18 protein-coding genes are annotated in these 17,976 nt (G+C 75.3%); 10 read left to right on the top strand and 8 right to left on the bottom strand.

The features are described 5' to 3' along the window. Window positions 1-190: 190 nt before the first annotated feature. Window positions 191-1,537, bottom strand: coding sequence for a DUF1254 domain-containing protein (locus ACIA8O_RS31645; protein WP_396297429.1), 1,347 nt, complete (start codon window positions 1,535-1,537; stop codon window positions 191-193). Window positions 1,538-1,661: 124 nt separating this feature from the next. Between ACIA8O_RS31645 and ACIA8O_RS31640 the strand changes: the two genes are divergently transcribed. Beyond that, window positions 1,662-1,877, top strand: coding sequence for a hypothetical protein (locus ACIA8O_RS31640; protein ID WP_396297428.1), 216 nt, complete (start codon window positions 1,662-1,664; stop codon window positions 1,875-1,877). A gap of 42 nt (window positions 1,878-1,919) precedes the next feature. Here ACIA8O_RS31640 and ACIA8O_RS31635 read toward each other — a convergent pair whose 3' ends face one another. Together ACIA8O_RS31635 and ACIA8O_RS31630 are read right to left on the bottom strand one after the other, a co-directional pair. Further along, entirely contained in the window at window positions 1,920-3,209 is a 1,290-nt protein-coding gene (locus ACIA8O_RS31635) for an FAD-dependent monooxygenase (RefSeq protein ID WP_396297427.1), read from the bottom strand. A 233-nt stretch (window positions 3,210-3,442) separates the two neighbouring features. Beyond that, complete coding sequence (locus ACIA8O_RS31630; RefSeq protein ID WP_396297426.1) at window positions 3,443-3,610, bottom strand: hypothetical protein; 168 nt, start codon at window positions 3,608-3,610, stop codon at window positions 3,443-3,445. A 290-nt stretch (window positions 3,611-3,900) separates the two neighbouring features. Here ACIA8O_RS31630 and ACIA8O_RS31625 point away from each other — a divergent pair, with 290 nt between their 5' ends. Next, the gene (locus ACIA8O_RS31625; protein ID WP_396297425.1) at window positions 3,901-5,004 is read left to right on the top strand and encodes an ADP-ribosylglycohydrolase family protein; all 1,104 of its coding nucleotides are present in this window, start codon (window positions 3,901-3,903) and stop codon (window positions 5,002-5,004) included. 416 nt (window positions 5,005-5,420) lie between these two features. On the opposite strand, the gene ACIA8O_RS31620 is transcribed toward ACIA8O_RS31625, so the two are convergent. Further along, the gene (locus ACIA8O_RS31620; protein WP_396297424.1) at window positions 5,421-5,969 is read right to left on the bottom strand and encodes a cupin domain-containing protein; all 549 of its coding nucleotides are present in this window, start codon (window positions 5,967-5,969) and stop codon (window positions 5,421-5,423) included. 84 nt (window positions 5,970-6,053) lie between these two features. Between ACIA8O_RS31620 and ACIA8O_RS31615 the strand changes: the two genes are divergently transcribed. Continuing rightward, entirely contained in the window at window positions 6,054-6,680 is a 627-nt protein-coding gene (locus tag ACIA8O_RS31615) for a TetR/AcrR family transcriptional regulator (RefSeq protein ID WP_396297423.1), read from the top strand. A 462-nt stretch (window positions 6,681-7,142) separates the two neighbouring features. Here the strand turns inward: ACIA8O_RS31615 and ACIA8O_RS31610 are convergent, their stop codons facing one another. Then, window positions 7,143-8,378, bottom strand: a complete 1,236-nt coding sequence (locus tag ACIA8O_RS31610; RefSeq protein ID WP_396297422.1) for an alpha/beta hydrolase — start codon at window positions 8,376-8,378, stop codon at window positions 7,143-7,145. Window positions 8,379-8,465: 87 nt separating this feature from the next. On the opposite strand from ACIA8O_RS31610, the gene ACIA8O_RS31605 reads away from it, so the two are divergent. The 3 genes from ACIA8O_RS31605 (at window position 8,466) to ACIA8O_RS31595 (ending at window position 11,523) form a co-directional block, all read left to right on the top strand. After that, on the top strand, window positions 8,466-9,437 hold the full coding sequence (locus ACIA8O_RS31605) for an ArsR/SmtB family transcription factor (RefSeq protein WP_396297421.1): 972 nt from the start codon (window positions 8,466-8,468) through the stop codon (window positions 9,435-9,437). Between the two features lie 216 nt (window positions 9,438-9,653). Further along, complete coding sequence (locus ACIA8O_RS31600) at window positions 9,654-10,226, top strand: HPP family protein (protein ID WP_396297420.1); 573 nt, start codon at window positions 9,654-9,656, stop codon at window positions 10,224-10,226. A gap of 85 nt (window positions 10,227-10,311) precedes the next feature. Next, window positions 10,312-11,523, top strand: a complete 1,212-nt coding sequence (locus ACIA8O_RS31595) for an alpha/beta fold hydrolase (protein ID WP_396297419.1) — start codon at window positions 10,312-10,314, stop codon at window positions 11,521-11,523. A gap of 27 nt (window positions 11,524-11,550) precedes the next feature. Here ACIA8O_RS31595 and ACIA8O_RS31590 read toward each other — a convergent pair whose 3' ends face one another. Then, window positions 11,551-12,639, bottom strand: a complete 1,089-nt coding sequence (locus ACIA8O_RS31590; RefSeq protein WP_396297418.1) for a DUF5937 family protein — start codon at window positions 12,637-12,639, stop codon at window positions 11,551-11,553. A 100-nt stretch (window positions 12,640-12,739) separates the two neighbouring features. Here ACIA8O_RS31590 and ACIA8O_RS31585 point away from each other — a divergent pair, with 100 nt between their 5' ends. After that, complete coding sequence (locus tag ACIA8O_RS31585) at window positions 12,740-14,005, top strand: MFS transporter (RefSeq protein WP_396297417.1); 1,266 nt, start codon at window positions 12,740-12,742, stop codon at window positions 14,003-14,005. 57 nt (window positions 14,006-14,062) lie between these two features. On the opposite strand, the gene ACIA8O_RS31580 is transcribed toward ACIA8O_RS31585, so the two are convergent. After that, window positions 14,063-14,995: an alpha/beta fold hydrolase gene (locus tag ACIA8O_RS31580; RefSeq protein WP_396297416.1), complete on the bottom strand. Its 933-nt coding sequence runs from the start codon at window positions 14,993-14,995 to the stop codon at window positions 14,063-14,065. A gap of 101 nt (window positions 14,996-15,096) precedes the next feature. Here ACIA8O_RS31580 and ACIA8O_RS31575 point away from each other — a divergent pair, with 101 nt between their 5' ends. Beyond that, window positions 15,097-15,741 (top strand): TetR/AcrR family transcriptional regulator, encoded by a 645-nt coding sequence (locus ACIA8O_RS31575; RefSeq protein ID WP_396297415.1) that lies wholly within the window; start codon window positions 15,097-15,099, stop codon window positions 15,739-15,741. Window positions 15,742-15,783: 42 nt separating this feature from the next. On the opposite strand, the gene arr is transcribed toward ACIA8O_RS31575, so the two are convergent. Next, on the bottom strand, window positions 15,784-16,209 hold the full coding sequence (gene arr / locus ACIA8O_RS31570; protein ID WP_396297414.1) for an NAD(+)--rifampin ADP-ribosyltransferase: 426 nt from the start codon (window positions 16,207-16,209) through the stop codon (window positions 15,784-15,786). 264 nt (window positions 16,210-16,473) lie between these two features. On the opposite strand from arr, the gene ACIA8O_RS31565 reads away from it, so the two are divergent. Together ACIA8O_RS31565 and ACIA8O_RS31560 are read left to right on the top strand one after the other, a co-directional pair. Then, complete coding sequence (locus tag ACIA8O_RS31565) at window positions 16,474-17,157, top strand: response regulator (protein WP_396297413.1); 684 nt, start codon at window positions 16,474-16,476, stop codon at window positions 17,155-17,157. 267 nt (window positions 17,158-17,424) lie between these two features. Next, window positions 17,425-17,859: a hypothetical protein gene (locus ACIA8O_RS31560; protein ID WP_396297412.1), complete on the top strand. Its 435-nt coding sequence runs from the start codon at window positions 17,425-17,427 to the stop codon at window positions 17,857-17,859. Window positions 17,860-17,976 lie beyond the last annotated feature (117 nt).

The following is a 17,976-nucleotide window of genomic DNA, read 5'->3' as shown; positions in this document are numbered from 1 at the left end:
CAACCTCACCACCCTGTACGGCAACAACGCCGCGGTCATCGGCGGCGACATCGACATGATCCTGCCCGGCCAGGTCCTCAGCATCTGACCCGACCACCGGTAACAGACAACGAAGCCTCCCTCCACCAACCCCGGTTGGCGGAGGGAGGCTTCGCCGTGCTCAGCGAGCGGGTCGGTAGGTCGCGAGCGTTCAGTCGGCCGGAGTGATCGGCGGGAGGGTGTAGCCGCCGTCGAAGACGGCGGGGCCCGGCTCGTACATGCGCAGGATCGGGCGGAACGGCCCCTGCGGGGTGGGGAGCCAGTTGGCGCGGGCGGCGGGGTCGACCGGCTCGTCGGGGCGCAGGTGCGGGGTGAGGGACCCGTCCACGCCGACGTGCAGCCCCGGGGTGCGGTCGCCGATGGAGTAGCGGTCGGCCGGGTTGGCGACCAGGAAGTACTCGGGCAGGTCGTACATGGTGACGGACCAGAAGGCGTCGACGGGCGGCGGGCTGTCGAAGTGGAGGGTGTAGGCGCGGCGGCCGTCCAGGGGCTTGCCGTCGCCGTCGTTCCAGGTCATGGCGTACGCGGCCTCGTAGCCGTGGTTGCCCCACAGCCCCGCGCGCGCGGCCGCCGCGCGCACCAGGTGGGCCGCGTCGCGGTCCTGGACGATCCACGCCGGGTCGTCCAGGGTGCCGGGCCCCAGGTGGTCGGCGTTGTAGTCGAAGGCGTGGTAGGTGAGCTTCCAGCCGTTCTGCTGCGGGCTGGTGCCGTGCGAGGTGAACGCCTCGACCTCCTCCCGGCCTGCGGTCAGGCCGGCCGTCAGCGCGCTGCGCAGCTCGGCCGACGGCGCGGTCAGCGGGTCCTCGGCGGTGGTCGGGGTGTCCAGCGGGCCCAGCAGGCCCAGCGGGGCGAAGCCGCGCTGGTACTCCTGCTCGACGGCGGAGGGCGGGAAGGCCCGGAGGTAGGTGCGCAGCCGGCGGTAGAAGGCGAGGGCGTCGTCCTGCGCGCCGGGCGGGACCACGGGGAGCCCGGTGGCCTCGCCGGCCGGCTCGAGGGTGAGGACCTGTTGCAGGGCGCGGACCGTGGGCAGGTCGGCGGGGCCGTCGCAGGCCCAGCGGCCCACGATGGTGCACACCCTGGTCGGTGCGGGGATGCGGGTGGTGTGCGCCGGCACCTCGCCCTGCCAGCCGGGCGGGGTGATCAGGAAGGAGCCGGCCGCGGTGCCGCCCGCGCGGCGCCCCACGTAGGCGAAGTTGTTGGTCCAGGCGTCGACGAACTGCAGCACGTAGTAGCGGCCGGCCGTGTCCGGCACCCGCAGCAGGACGGGGCCCGCGCCGAGGTCGAGCTGGGCGATGGAGTAGAGGGTGTCGTTGTTGACGCTCACGAAGGTGTCGGCCGGCCCGGCGAGCTTCCCGGCGTGGCTGAAGGAGTTGAACGCGGCCGGGGGCAGGGTGCCCATGCCCTTGGTGGTGAACCTCTCGACCTGCTCCAGGTTGAAGACCAGGGGGAAACCGTAGACGTAGGCCTCTGCCGCCAGCCGTTCCAGGTCGACGCTCATCTGTGCACCCGTCAACTTCCGCGAGTCGGATCGTGTCTGACACCCACCCTCGTGCGAACCCCGCGAACCCGCCACCGCGTCAGCCGTCCCCGCGCCGGGCCGCGGTCCGGGCCCGGGCCCTGCGGTGCGCCTCGTCGAGCGGGTCGAAGACGGCGCCGCCGGCCGGGACGGTGCCGCCGGGGCCGAGGCGGTCGGCCGGGCCGGTGGCGGTGGCGGTGCGGGCGAGTTGTGGCTGGACGCCGGCCAGGCCCGCTCGACCCGGGGCAGTTCGGCGGACAGGCCCAGCCCGGCGCTGCTCCAGGAGGCCCTGTTCACCCGCGTCACGGTCCGGTTTCGGTGATGTCCTCCGGCCGGGGGCCACCAGAGACGACCTGACCTCCGATCAGGTCCTGTCCCCGGCGCCGTGAACCGGGTCCGGCTCGACGGCGGAGTCCGGCGCTGTCGCGTAGTCGGGCAGCTCGACGCCGTTGAGCGCGCGCCCGACCAGCTCGGTGAACCACGGGCCGGAGAAGTCGGCCAACGGCCCGGTGTCCGGGCCGGGGACCTCACGGGTGCGGGCGTTCAACCGGCCGATCTCCTGGTTGGCCTCGACGAACGGGCGCATCCGCGCCTCGTAACGGGCGAACCCGGCCGCGGGGTCCCAGCTCGCGGCGGCCAGCTCGCCGGCCAGGACGTACGCCCCCACCAGGGCCAGACCGGTGCCCTGTCCGGACAGCGGCGACGAGCTGAACGCCGCGTCCCCGAGCAGCCCCACCCGCCCGCTCGACCAGCGCTCCATCACCACCTGGGCAACCTCGTCGAGGTAGAAGTCCGGGGTGTCGTCCAGGTGCGCGAGGATCTTCGGGGCCAGCCAGCCCAGGCCCGCCATCCGCTCGCGCAGCAGGCGCTTCTGGGCCGCGACGTCACGGTGGTCGGCGTCGAAGCCGCCCGAGGCGCAGGAGAACAGGGCCATCGCCCGGGTCGCGTCCTGGATGGGTCGCAGGAGGGCCGAGCGCCCGGACCGCCGGTCCTGGTACTCCAGCAGCCAGCGGTCCAGGCCGAACTCGTTGGGCAGGCTGTAGAAGGCCAGCACGTGTCCCAGACGGCGGACGAACCGCTCGTGCGGGCCGAAGACCATCGCCCGCAGCTCCGAGTGCAGCCCGTCCGCCCCGACCACCAGGTCGAAACGCCGCCGGCCACCGCCCGCGAAGACCACGTCGACCCCGTCCGCGTCCTGGACGAGCGAGACGATCCGGTCGCCGAAGACGTACTCGACGCCGTCGCGGGTGTCGTCGTGGAGCACCCGGGACAGGTCCCCGCGCAGGATCTCGATGTCCGCGATGAACCCGTCGCCACCGTCGTCGTCCGCGCGGAAGGTCTCCAGCACCTTGCCGTCCGCGTCCACGGTGTGCGCACCGGCGGTGTCGGTGCACGCCGCGCGGACCGCGGCGTCGAGCCCCATCCTCCTGATGACCTCCCGGGCGACCCCACGCGCGTCCACCGCCTGCCCACCGGGACGCAGCCCGGCGGCCCGCTCCACCACGGTCACCTCGGCGCCGCGCCGGCGCAGCCAGTGGGCCAGGGCCGGCCCCGCGATGCTCGCCCCCGCCACCAGCACCCTGGGGCCGCCCGTACGCGTGCCCCGCCCGCTCTCCGGGATCGTGCGCTCAGGCCCGAAGTCGTCGACGCCCATCACTGCCTCCGTCCATGCCTCCCGCACCGGACCGTTTCCGGCGCGGGCCCACCCTGTGGGTGGCTCCGGAGTGTGGACTGCGGCACCGCGCCCGACTCATCGGTGCGGCAGGGATCTCGTCCGCCGGCGGGGCGGGTGCGAAGGCGCCCGGCTCCTGACGGTCGGTGAGCACCGACGGCCTGGTCAAGGCCCTGGGTGCGGACACCGCCGTCTCCGGGTCCTCGGCCCGATGGTCAGCGACGCGGGTTGCCGACGAGCGGCGGGTTGCAGATGTGAGCCGTCCGCGCGAAGCGGTTCGGCTCCTGCCGGTGAGCCTCGGGGTGGTCGAACTGACGGTCCCGGGGACGGCCCTTGACGAGCCGTCGGATGCCGGACCAGGTGGTGGTGAGGAGTCGGTTCACTGCTGTCCCCCTACGTGCCGTGTTGGCGGGGCCCGAGCGGTTCGTGCCCCGCCAACACCCTAGGACTGCCGGGGTGGCGTGGTCAGTGCTGCCGCTCCGGAACTGTCCGTGACCTCCAACGCCTCCGTGCCGGGGGGGGAGTTCAGCAAGTTCAGCCGGGCTTCGTGCGGTATGGGAGCGGGGCCGGCCCGATCCGGTACGGACACGGTCGGCGTCGGCCGCCGTCGCGGGGAACGGTAGGGTCGGGGCCGAACCGGCGGGGACCAGCCGCCGGCTCAGGGGGGTGTGTGGTGGGGGACGCGGTCTGGAGCGAGTTGGCGGTCTACCGCGCACGGGTGCGCGGCTGCCTGCTCGGTGGCGCGGTCGGTGACGCACTCGGCTACCCCGTCGAGGGGCTCTCGCTGGCCGACATCCGGGCCCGCTACGGCCCGGGCGGCCTCACCGGGCTCGTCGCGGACCAGGTCGGCCAGGTCGGCCGGATCAGCGACGACACCCAGATGACCCTGTTCACCGCCGAAGGCTGGCAACGCGCCATCGCCGAGGCCCGGGCCGACAGCACCGAGGTCGGCGGCGGGACGGCCTTCGTGCAGGAGGCGTACCTGCGCTGGCTGGACACCCAGGAGCACGACGACCCGCAGCCCGCCCACGGCGTCCCGTACCGGACCGGCGCCCTGCGCGAGGAGCTCTGGCTGTACGAGCGCCGGGCACCCGGCCTGGCCTGCCTGTCCGGCCTGCGCGAACGGTTCGTCCCGGACCCGCACGCCCCGCTCGACGGCACCCCCGGCCCGGTCAACCCGGGCTCGAAGGGCTGCGGCACCGTGATGCGCTCCGCGCCGTTCGGCTTCACCGGAGGGGGCGCGGTGCACGCCTTCGAGGCGGCGGCCCGCTGCGCCCAGCTCACCCACGGCCACCCCACCGGCTCCTACGCGGCGGGCGCACTCGCCGCCGTGGTCTGCCATCTGACGGAGGGTGAGTCGCTGATCGGCGCGGTGCTGCGCGCCATGGAACTGCTCGCCCGCTACCCCGGTCACCAGGAGACCCGGGCGGCACTGCGCCGGGCCGTCGACCTGGCGGCGGCGGGCTCGCCGGGCCCGGAGAAGGTGGAGAGCCTCGGCGGCGGGTGGGTGGCCGAAGAGGCGCTGGCCATCGCGGTCTACGCGGCACTGTCCCACCCCGGAGCGTACGAGCCGGTCCGGGCGACCGAGCGCGCCCTGCTGCTGTCGGTCAACCACTCCGGCGACAGCGACTCCACCGGCTCGATCTGCGGCAACCTGCTCGGCGCCCTGCACGGCGACGCCCACCTGCCGACCCCCTGGCTGACCCGCATCGAGGGCCGGGCCGTGATCGCCCAGATCGCCGACGACCTCGCCGGCGAGGTCCGCCCCACCGCGTAGCCACGCCGGAGCACCTGACCACCCGTCACCACCCGGCCCACGCCGCGCCGGGGCCGGCGCCGCACACTGATCTCCAGCGGCCCCCGGACCGGGCTCGAACCGCCCGAAAGCGTGCCCCTTGCGCTTCGCGAGGCAACCGGCTGGCTGGATGACCCCGAGTCCCCGAGGATCTGCCGGGTGGCCGGAACGAACCGGGACCGGTGGTGTCGGCGGGGGCCCGAGCACACGGGGCGCATCCGGGGCCGCGGTTCCGGCCACGTCGGCCCACGTGGAGGTCCACTTCCAGTGGGAGATCGACAAGGACGGTTGGCCTCCCGTGAGCGTCGAGAGCCTGTGGGCGGTGGACCTCGGCGACGGTGCCGGCTGAACGGGCCCGGCCCGGGAGGCTCCGACGGGGCGGCGGCGCCCCGGGGGGGTCAGGCTCCGGGTGGCGGGGTGAGGTGGAAGCGGGAGATGACGTCGGGGAGCCAGTCGGGGCGGCCGAACTGCAGGCCGTACTTGGTGGCGAGGCGGGGCAGCACGTCGTCCGCGGGCGGCTGTCCGTCGGCGAGGAGTTCGGCCAGTTCGCGGAAGAAGTGCTCGAAGCCGGCCGGGCTGATGATCTCGATCATGCGGGCCGGGACGGGCCCGGCGTTCCACATCGTGTGGAGTTCGCCGCGGGGTTTGGTGAGGTAGCCGCCCGCACCGAGGACGACCTCGCGGTCGCCGGAGCGGAAGCCGATCTCGCCCTCGGTGACGATCGAGTACTCGTCCTCCCGGGTGTGCAGGTGGGGCGGCACCAACGCCCCTACGGGGAAGGGGTGTTCGACGACGGAGACGGCTCCGCCGGTGTCGGAGCCCCAGAGTTTGAAGACCACTCCGATCGAGCCGAGGAAGGCCTCGGTGCCCTCGCCGGGGCGCACGACGGTCAGCGGTGGCGCGGCCGGTGCGGGCGCGGCGGCTGGGGTGGCGAGATGTCCGGTCATGGGGATCACTTCCCGGCAGTGTTTCGGAATACACTGGTGTTCTCTGAAAATGAGTCTCCTCCGCCGATCCCGAGGCGTCAACAGTTGAGCGAACAGCAGCGTTCACCGAAATCGCGTGGCTACGAGATGCGCAAACGCGCCCAGGACGTGGACCGCACCCGGCAGCGGATCGTGGAGGCCGCCGTGCACCTGCACGGCACGGCCGGCCCCGCCGCCACCAGCATCGCCGCCATCGCCGAACACGCCGGCGTCACACGGCTGACCGTCTACCGCCACTTCCCCGACGACACGGCCCTGTTCGCCGCCTGCTCCGCGCACTGGCTCGCCCGGCACACCCCGCCCGACCCCGGAGAGTGGGCGCGGATCGCCGACCCCGGGCAGCGGCTCGCCACCGGCCTCACCGACCTCTACCGCCACTACCGCGAGGGCGAGCCGATGCTCACCCGCATCCACCGCGACCAGCACACCATCCCGTCGGCCGTCCGCGAACTCCACCGGGCCGCCTTCCGCCGCTACGTCGACACCCTCACCGCCGCCTGGCCACCGCCCGGCGACCCCGTCCGCGACGCCCTCGTGGCCCATGCCGCCGCCTTCACCACCTGGCGCTCCCTCTGCCACGAGCAGCACCTCACCGACCAGCAGGCCGTCCACGCCATGAGCACCCTCGTGCAGACCCTCGGCGACGCCCCCTGGGTGACCGAGGTCCCGTGATCGCGCTGTTGGAGGGCCGCTCGGGCCTACTGCCTCGCGGTTATGGTGTGCCGGGTCCACCGAGGTCATGAAGAGGTGGGGCTGATGACGGCCGAGCACCAGTGGTTGCCGGACGAGACTCCCTGGCCCGAGCAGGCCGCCCTGGCCTACGGCGAGTTGGGGGAACTGACGACTCCTGATCCGCCCGTTCCGGAGCTGGGTTGGCTCGGGCCGGAGATCGTGGGCAGCCGTGGTGTGTCCGTACGGAGTCGGACGAACCGAGCGGGCCGACGGAAGCTGTCGGGGAGGTCACCGGGATCTGGTGGACGACGTCCTTGGAGCCGCCGAAGGGCTACATCGTGCAGGTCGGAGACCACTGCCACTGCGTGACCCCGGAACAGACCGAGGTCCTCTGACCCGGCGAGATCCTGCTTGCGGTCACCGCCGGATGCACCGGGCCTGTCCCGCTCCTGTGACGCACGCTCAGGTGGCCAGGTGGGTGGTGAGGAAGCGCCGGACCAGGTGGCGGACCACCGCGACCGAGTCACGTGCCGGGAGGGTGCCGATCAGGGAGGCCCTGGTCGCGGCCGGCATCAGGCCGGCCTCCTGGAGCCGGGGGAGCATCGCGGCGTAGTCGGTGAACGACCAGTGGCCGGTGCCGGGGAGGCGGAGGGTGCGCACCCGGGGGCCCGAGCGGCGGGTCAGGGCGGACCAGGAGGCGTCGAGGTCGGCGCGGTGGTCGAAGGCCTCGCTGGCCAGCATCAGCAGGGGGCGGGCGGTCCCCTCCTGGACGACGCGGTACGGTTCGGCGGCCGTGCCGGGGGCGGACGGCGGGTGGTCCAGGTGGCCCTCCAGGTTCACGCCCGTGCGGATGCGGTGGTCCTCGTGCAGCAGTTCGGTGACGGCGCCGCCGCCGGCGGAGTGGCCGTACACGCCGATCCGTCCCAGGTCGAGCGAGGCGGCCAGGCGGGGCGGCAGCGGGATGCCGCCGGGGTGGTGGAGGCGGTCGAGGACGAAGCGCAGGTCGGCGATCCGGGTGGCGATCATCGTCCGGGCCAGTGCCGGGTTGCCGCGCGGGTCCTCGTGCAGGACGCCCTCGCGGACCCGGCCGGGGCCCGGGCGGTCCGGGAACTCCACCGCCGCCGCGTCGCCGGGGTGGTCGACCGAGAGGACCACCGCGCCGTGGGAGGCCAACTCCTCGGCCAGGGTGGAGCCGAGCCCTCGCGGGTCCCCTCCCCCGGGGCTGTGCAGCAGTACCGGCCACCGTCCGGGGAGGGCCGGTGCGTCGGGGTGGGAGTGGGTGAGGGTGGCCGCCCAGTCCACCCCGGTGGCGGGCAGTCGCAGCGGCCCCCACGGTGCGTACGCCCCGAAGACCTCCGCCGCCCCGGCCGTCAGCTGCGGCTCACGAACGGCGGCGGAGCGGACGGCGGCGGCCCCGGCGGCGGCGCGGGCGGGGTAGCGGACCGTCAGCATCAGCTCCCGCAGCGGCGGTTCCGCACTCCACGGATCCGGCCGGGAGACGTCGACCAGGTGGACCGCCCGGCTGCCGACCGGGTGGCGGCCGGACGGGGCGGGCAGGGTGAGCGTCAGTGGCGGTGCAGGCAGTGCGGGCGGTGCGCCCGCGGCCCGGGCGGGGACCGCGCCGTACAGGAGGGCCGCGGGGCCCAGCAGGGCCGAGGAGATGACGGTGCGTCGGGTGAGCGGGAGGTCGTGGTTCATGGCCGTGATGCTGCCCGGGCCCGTCCGCCGGGAGCGATCGTTTAGCCTCAGGGCTCAAGGCTTGCGAGCGCGAGGGGGCGACGGACGGTGCTGCGGATCCACTTCACGCCCCGGGACTTCACCCGCGTCACCCTCGCGCCCCGCCCCGCGCCGCTCCAGGAGCTCAACGCCGCGCTCACCACCGTCTGCCGCCCCGACACCGGCCTCCTCCACGACCTCTGGCGGCGCCGGGCCCTGCGTGCCCTCCCCCGGGCCGCCGCCCCGCTCGCCGATCTCGTCCCCCACGGCCGGGCACCCGCCTTCCTCGACGTCCTCACCGACCACCTGCCCGACGCCCTCGACGAGGTCCGCCGGCTCCCGCCCGGATTCGCCGCCGCCGAACTGGAACGCGTCCACCCGGCCACCGGCCGGGCCGCCCCCGGTTGGGTCCGCGACCTGCACCAGGACGTTCCGCAGGCCTGGGAGGTGCTGCGCCGCGCCCAGCACGCCGCCTTCGACGCGCTGCTCGCCCCCGTCTGGGACCAGGTCCAGGACCTCCACCACGCGGAGTTCGTCCACCGCGCCGTCCAACTCGCCCACGGCGGGACCGCCGCCCTGCTCACCGGGCTCGTCCCCGGCGCCCGCCTCGACGGCCACGTCTGGCACCTCCCCGGGCCGCCCGCCGACATCCACCTGGGCGGCCGCGGGCTGCTCCTGCTGCCCACCTTCCACCGCCCCGGGCCCGCGACCCACTCCGACCTGCCGGACCGGCCGGGCCTGCCCGGCCGACCGGTCGCGGTCACCTACCCCGCCGGGCCGCCGCTGCCACCCACGCCCCGGGGGCCGGCCGCGCCCGAACCCCTCACCGCCCTCATCGGCCGCACCCGCACCCGACTGCTGCGCCTGCTCACCCACGAGCACACCATCACCGAACTCGCCCGGCTCCTCGGCGTCAGCGCCGCCACCGTCTCCGCCCACACCGCCGCCCTCCGCGAAGCCGGCCTGATCACCACCACGCGCAGCGGCCGCGCCGTCCTCCACCACCCCACCGCCCTCGCCGCCCTGCTGCTCCGACGGTGAGGCGGGCCCCCGACCCCCGGGCCGGGCCGCCGGACGGCCCGGGTTAGGGTGATGGACGGACCGCGGCGCTCCCGACCGGACCGCCGCCCGCGGCCGTGCACGCGTGACCCGCTTCCGCGCCCGACGCAGGTCCGTCCCCTGTCCCCTCCCCTCACCCGTACCGCCCCGACCCGCCGCGCCCCCGTCCACGAGCGCCGGCCAGGAACAGTGACCGTCGTGACCACCGATCAGCAGTACGCCCCGGCCGCCCCCGCGGCCCCGTCCGCCGAGAAGCCGAGCAGCACCGCCAGGCTGCGCGCCGTCACCGCCAGCCGCGCACCGGCCCGGCCCCGGCCCGCGGCGGCCGCGCACACGCTGGCCTCGGTGACCTCCGTCCTGCTCCTGCTGGTGGCCATCGGCGCGGCCGTCCACGAACCGCTGCTGATACCGCCGCTGGCCGCGACCGCCGCGCTGATCCACAGCGTGCCCAACCTCCCCCTGGCCCAGCCCCGCAGTGTGATCGGTGGTCACCTGCTCTGCGCCACCGTCGGCCTGGCCGTCCACGCCGTCCTCGGCAGCTCGCTCTGGGCCGCCGCGATCGCCGCCGGCCTGGCGATGGGCACCAACATGCTGGCCCGCACCCCGCACTCACCGGCCTGTGCCACGGCCGTCATCGCGGTCCTCCAGGGCCCGCCTCCGGCCCGCTTCCTCGCCAGCCTCGCCCCGGCCGTCCTGCTCCTGGTCGGCGCGGGCGTCCTGTCCGCCCGGCTGCGCTCCTCCGCCCCCGCCTACCCGTCGTACTGGTGGTAGCGGCCGCCTGACACGCAGTCAGGGGCATTGCGCCGACGACGAAATGCCCTCGCCCGCGTACCGTGACGCGGCTAGCTTGGCCGCCATGGACGAAGTGATCACGAAGGACGGCCGGACCCTCGCCGTGGAGCAGTGGGGCGTGCCGACCGGCACCCCCGTCATCTACCTGCACGGCAGCCCGATGAGCCGGCTCGCCCGCCATCCCGACGACTCGCTGTTCGAGCGGCTCGGCATCCGGCTGATCACCTACGACCGGCCCGGTTTCGGCTGCTCCACCCCGCTGCCGGGCCGTCAGGTCGTCGACGCCGCGGAGGACGTGGCCGCCGTCGCCGACCACCTGGGGCTGGACCGGTTCGCGGTGTTCGGCGTCTCCGGGGGCGGCCCGCACGCGTTGGCCTTCGCCGCCCGCCACCCCGGGCGCGTGACGCGGGTGGGCGCGCTGGCGAGCCTGGCGCCGCGCGACGCCGCGGGCCTGGACTGGACCGCCGGGATGAACGAGGGCAACACCCGCAGCGCCACCGTCGCCGTGACGGACCGCGAGGCGGTCCTGGCCCACCTGAGCGCCGTCGGCACGGCCGGGCTGCCCCCGCTCCCCGAGGTCGAGCGGGCGGTGCTCTCCCGGCCGGAGATCGGCGCGATGCTCGGCCCGGCGTTCGCCGAGGCGGTCCGGCCGGGGCTGGACGGCTGGGTGGACGACGTCCGGGCGCTGTTCGGCACTCCGTGGGGCTTCGACCCGGCCGAGGTCTCGGTGCCCGTACGGCTCTGGCACGGCGGCCTGGACACCCTGGTGCCGCCGGCCCACGCGGAGTGGCTGGCCGCCCGGATGCCCACCGCGGACCTGACCCTCCAGCAGGACGCCGGGCACGGCGGCCACTTCGACGCCACCCCCGCCATGCTCGCCTGGCTGGTCGGCTTCCCCGGCCTCGACACCGAGGAGCTCCTCGCCGGGCGGAGCGTGACGGTGCACGTCGCGGGGCGGGACCTCCACGTCCAGCTCGGCGCGCCGACCGCCGTCGACGCCCTCCCCCGGCTCCGGGCCCTGCTCGCGGACTTCGCGTCCGTGCGCGAACGCGCGACGGAGTACCTGTGGGACTGGGACGCGAACGGCGGGGAGGGCGAGCGGGAGCGGGCCGACTTCCTGGCCGCGCTGACGCCCACCACCCTGGTCGTCACCGGTGACGGCACCGTCGAGCTCCACTACGAGGAGATCGACGAGAAGTACCTGATGGACGGTTACTGGCCGGCCGTCCACCTCGACCGGGGCCTCGTCCCGGTCGAGGTGACCATCGAGTCGTGAGCGGGAGGTGCCCACGCCGACGGACCGTCAGCGCAGCACCGCGGCGAGCAGGTCCGTGCCGAGGGTGGTGGTGGCCGCCAGGTCGAGGGTGTAGTGGACGTAGCGGCCCTGGCGGCGGGCGGTGAGCAGGCCCGCGCGGCGCAGCACCGCGAGGTGGCGGGAGACCTCGGGGTCGGTGAGGTCCCAGGAGCGGGCGAGTTCGCCGGTGGTGTGCGGGCCGCGGGCCAGGCTGCGCACCAGGCGCAGCCGGACGGGGTGGGCCAGGGCGTCCAGGCGCAGGCGGACGGTCTCCAGCGGGACGGGGTCGGGGTGGTGGCCGTCCCGGGCGGCCGGGTACTGGACCACGGGCTGCCAGCCCGTGGCGTGGACGGCGACCAGGTGGGGGTGGCCGTAGAGGGTGGGGAGGAAGGTGACCCCGGCGGGGCCGGCTTCGGCGGTGTTGTCCTGGAGCTTGTCCAGGACCAGCGAGCGGCCGTCCGGGCCGACGCCGACCGCTCCGCTGACGGCGGTCATCGCCGCGCCCAGGCCGTGGCGGCGCAGCAGTTCGCCCTTGTCCCGGGCGTCCTCGGCGAGCCGGGCCGCGGTGGCGGGCCAGGCCGCGTCGAAGAAGGCCTCGGCGCACTGCTCCAGGGTCTCCCGTACCCGGGCCCGGACCACCGCAGGGTCGGTCAACAGCCGTTCCGCGAAGGCCTCCTGGGCCGCGCCGCGGGCCTGGGCGCGGCCCAGCGCCTCGGCCCGGGCCCCGGGGTCGCGCAGCGGTGAGCGGCCCGCGAAGTGCAGCCGGTTGCTGCCGCAGGTGGTGACCAGGGCGGAGTGCGCGTAGCGGTCGTCGTCGATCAGGTCGACGTCGTCGAGTTCCTCGGCGAGGGTGGCCCGGGGGCGGGCGGGGACGAGGAAGTCGGCGCGCGAGGAGCGCCAGAGGAACTCGGCCTCGTGCAGTCGCTCGGCGAGCTCGGGCCGCAGCGCGGTGCGCACCCCGGCCGCCCAGCCGGTCAGCCGCGGGTGGTGGTCGGGGGCCGCCAGCACGTGCAGCATCGCGGTGAGTTCGGCCAGCGGGGAGACGGCGAAGCGGATCCGCTCGGTGGGCGTGCCGGTGAGGTCGATGCGCAGGGTCACCCGGACATCCTCCCTGGTCGAGGGCGGGGCCGGGGCGCGGGTTGACGGGAATCGTCAACCGACGTGACCCGGGCCGGGGCGACGGCGCACGGTGTCCGCCATGACCACCACCCCACCGGCCACCACCCCACCGGCCACCACCCCACCGGCCTCCACCGCGGCGACCCGCACCGCACCGGCGCCCGGCCGCCCTTCGTTCACGCTCCGTCAACTGACCGCCGCGGGCGGCGGACCGCGCTACGCCGTGGCACTGGCCGTGGACGCCCTCGGCACCGGTCTGCTGCGCCCGTTCCTGCTGCTGTACGGGATGACCGTGCTGGGCCTGTCCGCCACCACGGCCGGGCTGGCGATGACGGTCGGCATCGTGGCGGGCCTGGCCGTGCTGCCCGCGCTGGGCCGCTGGCTCGACCGGGGCGCGCGCAGCGCCGCGGTGGCCGCCTCGATGCTGGTGCGGGTCGCGGGGGTGCTGGTGCTGCTGGCCGCGCCCCCGTCCGCGGGTGCTCCGCTGTTCACCCTCTCGGCCCTGCTGCTGGGGGTCGGCAACCAGTCCTGGCCCGCCGCCCACGCCGCGCTGGTGGCCACCGTGAGCAGCGGCCGGCTGCGCGACGCCGCGCTGGCGGGGGCCCGGTCGGTGCGCAACGCCGGGCTCGGGGCGGGGGCGCTGCTGGCGGCGGGCGCGATGGCCGCGGGGCCGGCCGGGCTGCGGGTGCTGGCGGTGGCCTCCGGGGCCGGTTACCTGGTGGCGGCCGCGCTGGCCTGGTCGGTGCGGGTGGCCGACGGGCGGACGGTGCGTCAGGACCCGGCGGCCGCCGGGCCGCCGCCCCGGATGGGCGCGCTGCTGGGGGCCAACGTGCTGTACGTGTTCTGCCTGAACGTGCCCGAGATCGCGGTGCCGCTGGTGCTGGTGGACCAGCTGCACGCCTCGCCGTCCTGGGCGGCGGCGGTGTTCGTCGCCAACACCGTGCTGGTGGTGACGCTCCAGGTGCCGGTGACCACCTGGTCGGCGCGTTGGTCGCGCGGCACGGTGCTGGCCGTCTCCGGGGTGGTGCTGGCGGTGGGCTACCTGGGCTTCCTGTTCGCCACCGGCCTCGGCCCCGCGGCGGTCGCGCTGGTCTCGGTCCCCTTCACCCTCGGCGAGATCCTCTACGCGGGCAGCTCGACCGCGCTGGTCACCGCCCTCGCCCCGCCCGCCCTGCTGGGCCGCGCCCTGGCCCGCTTCCAGCTCTCCACCGGCTTCGGCCTGGCCGTCTCCCCCGCCGCGATCACCGCCCTGGCCGCCCACGGCCCGGCCACCCTGTGGGGCACCCTGGCCGCCGGGACGGCCGGTGCCTCGGCCGCCGTCTGGCGCGAACGGGACCGGGCGTAGCGCGCCTGACCTCCCGTCAGGGCGACGGGGCCCGACGGGAGGTCACCTGACGGGAGGTCAGCCGGCCGCCGCCCGGAGGTGGGCGAGCACCTCGGCGGCCAGCCGGGCGTCCAGCGCCCGCGGCAGGCTGTGGCCCAGGCCCTCGACCAGCACCAGGCGGGCGCCGGGGATCGCGGCGGCGGTGGCCCGGGCGTGCGCGGGCGGGAACATCGGGTCCCGGGTGCCGTGCAGCACCAGCGTCGGTGCGGTGATCCCGGCCAGTTCGGCGGTATCCCCGCTGCCGGCCGCACCGGCCAGGGTGTGGTTGAGCCCCGCCCGCAGGTCGCGGGCCCGCGCGTACACCCTGCGCTCCACGGCCTCGTACTCCGCCGCCTCGAAGGGCAGTTCGGGGCCGTGCAGCACCTGCCAGAGCGGCAGCCGGACCGTCAGGTAGTCCTCCGCCCCGGCCCCCGGGTCGGGCAGCGAGGCCATCAGGGCGGCCATCAGCTCCGGTGTGGGGAGCGGCAGTTCACCGTCGAGCGGCTGCTCGCCGGCCAGCATCCGGGCCAGTGCCGCCGCCGTGTCGGTGCCCAGCGGCTGGGCGGACAGCACGGTGAGGCTGAGCACCCGCTCCGGGTGGGAGACGGCGAGCCGCTGGGCGATCACCCCGCCGAGCGAGGCGCCCACCACGTGGGCCCGGCGGGCGCCGACGGCGTCCAGGACGGCGAGCGCGTCGGTGGCGAGGTCGCCGACGGTGTAGGGGCGGGTGGCGAAGTCGACCACGGAGGAGCGGCCGGTGTCCCGGTGGTCGTAGCGGATCACCCGCAGGCCACCGGCCACCAGCCGGGCCACCAGTCCGTCGTTCCACTGCACGCCCTGGGCCTGTGCTCCCATCACCAGGAGCACCGCCGGGTCGCCCTCGGTGCCGAACTCCTCCGCCCACAGCTCCAGGCCGTCGACGGGGACGGTCAGTTCACGGCCGGTCAGGTTCACGATCTCATTTTCCTGCATGGTCGTTCAAGATAATGGTGAAGGGCCGGACGCGCACCGGTTTTTTTCCGGCCGGGCGGCGGGGTTGGACACCGTCGCCCCTGCCACGGCAGGCTGGGCCCATGGCCGGGGTCAAGGGACAGGTGCAGCAGCGGGGCGTCGAACGGCGGCGCGCGGCGGTGGACGCCGCCATCGAACTGTTCGCCCGCCAGGGCGTGCGCGGCACGGGCCTGGCCGCCGTCGCGGAGCGGGCCGGGACCACCGCCCCCGCCCTGATCCACCACTTCGGCAGCAAGGACGGCCTGGTCCGGGAGGTGCTCGCGGAGGCCGACCGGCGGGCCCTGGCCCGGCTCGGCGCCACCCCTGGGGCCGAACCCACCCTGGAGCAGGCGTTCGCCTGGTTCGTCCGCGACGCGGAGCACACCGCCGCCGCGGAACGGGAACTGACCGCCCTCCACACCACGCTGACCGCCGAGAACCTGACGCCCGGCGCCGCCCTGCACGACTGGTTCCGCGACCGGGGGCGGGCCCTGCGGGCGCACCTGACCGCCCTCTTCGAGCGCGCCGCGGCCGAGGGCACCGCCCCGCCCGGCACCGACCCGGCCATCCTCGCCGCCGAGACCGCGGCCTTCCTGGAGGGCGCCCACCTGCTCTGGCTGCTCGACCCCGAACGGATCGACCTCCCGGCCCTGCACCGCAGCTACTTCGCCGGCCTCGCCGCGCGCCTCACCCGGTCACCGGACGGCGGCCCGCCGCCCGCGGCCTGACGGACACTCGGCTGCCCGAGCACGGACCCCAGGGGCGGGGGGTCACTCGTTGACGGCCTCGACGCCCCGGGCCTTGAGCGCTTCGAGGTGGCCGCGCATCTGCCCGAGCTCCTCCTCCGAGTGGCCCTGCCACTCCCGCAGCTCCGCGACCACCCGCAGCGGCAGGCGGGAGCGGTAGGAGCGGGTCGGGTTGCCGGGGAACTTGCGGTCCGTCAGGTTCGGGTCGTCCTCGAAGGCTCCGGTCGGCTCGACCACGTAGATCCGCCCGCGCCCCTCCCCCACCGCCAGCTCGGCTCCCCAGACGGCGGCGTTCAAGGTCGCGCTCAGGTAGACGAAGTTCGCCTTCGCGCCCTTGCCGTAGTTGGAGCCGTACCCCGGCTCCAACAGGTCCCCCACCGCCACCACGGCCTTGGTGCCGTGGAAGAACGGACCGGGATCCCCACTGCCCCAACGGACCGGCTCGTTCACGGTGCACCGCCTCACGCCTCGACGTCCAGGACCGTGCCCATTCCAGCACGGATCGGCCGCGGCCGGCCGCGCGACAGGCTGGAGGGGACGGGCCGGACGGGCCGGGCTGGACGGGACGGGTGCTCCGCAGGTGACGGCCCGTCGGACCACCGCCGCTTGAACGGCGTGGTGGAACACGTCAGGATCTGGGGCAGCACGGTGAGCACCGGTGACCGCCGCGCCCGGCCGGGGGGCCGGGCGTCTCTTCGGGAGGAACGTCCCTCGATGCCCTCTGTCCTTGTGGTCGATGACCAACTGCTCGTCCGGGCCGGGCTGGTGGCCCTGCTGAGAAACGCACCGGGTGTGCAGGTCGTCGGCGAGGCCGCCGACGGCGAGGAAGCCGTCCGGCAGGCCGCCGAGACCTGCCCGGACGTGATCCTGATGGACATCCGGATGCCCGTCACGGACGGTATCGAGGCCACCCGCCGCATCCTCACCCGGCCGGAGACCGCCGCCAGCCGGGTCATCGCGCTCACCACCTTCGACCTCGACCAGTACGTCTACGGCGCCCTGCGCGCCGGGGCCAGCGGCTTCCTGCTGAAGGAGACCCCGCCCGAGCGGCTGGTCACGGCCATCCACGCGGTGGCGGAGGGCGACATGCTGTTCGCCCCCTCGGTCACCCGGCGCCTGGTCGAGGCCTACGCGCCGCCGGCCGGCCCGGTGGTGGACCTCCCGCCGGGCTGGCGGACCGTCACCAACCGGGAGCGGGAGGTCCTGGTGCAGGTGGCGCAGGGCCTGACCAACCGGGAGATCGCCCAGCGCTTCGTGCTCAGCGACGCCACCGTCCGCACCCACCTCAACCGGGCCATGGCCAAGCTCGCGCTCTCCAGCCGGGCCCAGGTGGTGGTGTTCGCGTACGAGTGCGGCCTGGTCGTGCCGGGCGGGAAGGCGGCGCCCGACGGCGCCTGAGCTCCCCGCGCCCCCGCCGGATTTCGGCGCCCCGTACGGCGGTTGCCGTACGGGGCGCCGTCGCGTTCCCCGCCGGACGGCGGCCGCGGCGGTAGGCCGTGCGTTGACCGCCGGGTCAGCCCGGCGTGCAGTCGGTCGCCTTCCACCGCAGGGCGGTTACGGCGCTGGTCGGTCGAGCCGGGCGGGGTGCCGGACCTAGGTTTTCCCCTGTTCGACCGGCCGCCGCACACGGCGGCGGCCGGCCAGGCCGAGAGCCCAGGGGGAACCATGAACACCCGTGCACGCCGCACCTCCGCCCGTCTGATCGCCGTCCTCGCCGGAGCGGGCCTCGTCGCCACGCTGGCCGGCACCCAGTCGGCCTCCGCGGTGTCCAAGTACAACGAGTGCTCCAAGAGCACCGGCGTGCTCAGCATCGGCACCGAGTACGACCACGCCTCGCAGAACACCGTCTACGTCAAGGAGGTCAGCTTCACCATCGAGCGCAACGGCAACGCCCACAACAACGTCTACCTGCGCGTCCGCAAGGGCAGCGGCACCGACGTGTACGCCTGGACCAGCGGCGACGACGTGCGGGGCGGCCAGACCAAGAGCCTGAGGGTCAACAAGCGGATCTCCAAGACCGACAAGCCCTACTTCAAGGGCAACGCCACCTTCGACTCCCGGGGCCGCGACGAGAGCTGCTCCGCCTACATCACCTACTGACGGGCAGTCGGGGGGGGGGGGGGGGGCCCCGCCCCCCCCCCCCCGGGGGGGGGGCCGGCCGCCCCCCCCGCCGCGGGCGGCCCCAGAGCGAACCCCCGGGGGGGCCCGCCCCCCCCC

This window comes from Kitasatospora sp. NPDC051853, from assembly GCF_044452665.1.
In the GTDB taxonomy this organism is placed as follows: Bacteria; Actinomycetota; Actinomycetes; order Streptomycetales; family Streptomycetaceae; genus Kitasatospora.
The sequence above is the reverse complement of the archived record's forward strand: the minus strand, read 5'-3'. Positions and strand labels throughout refer to the sequence as shown.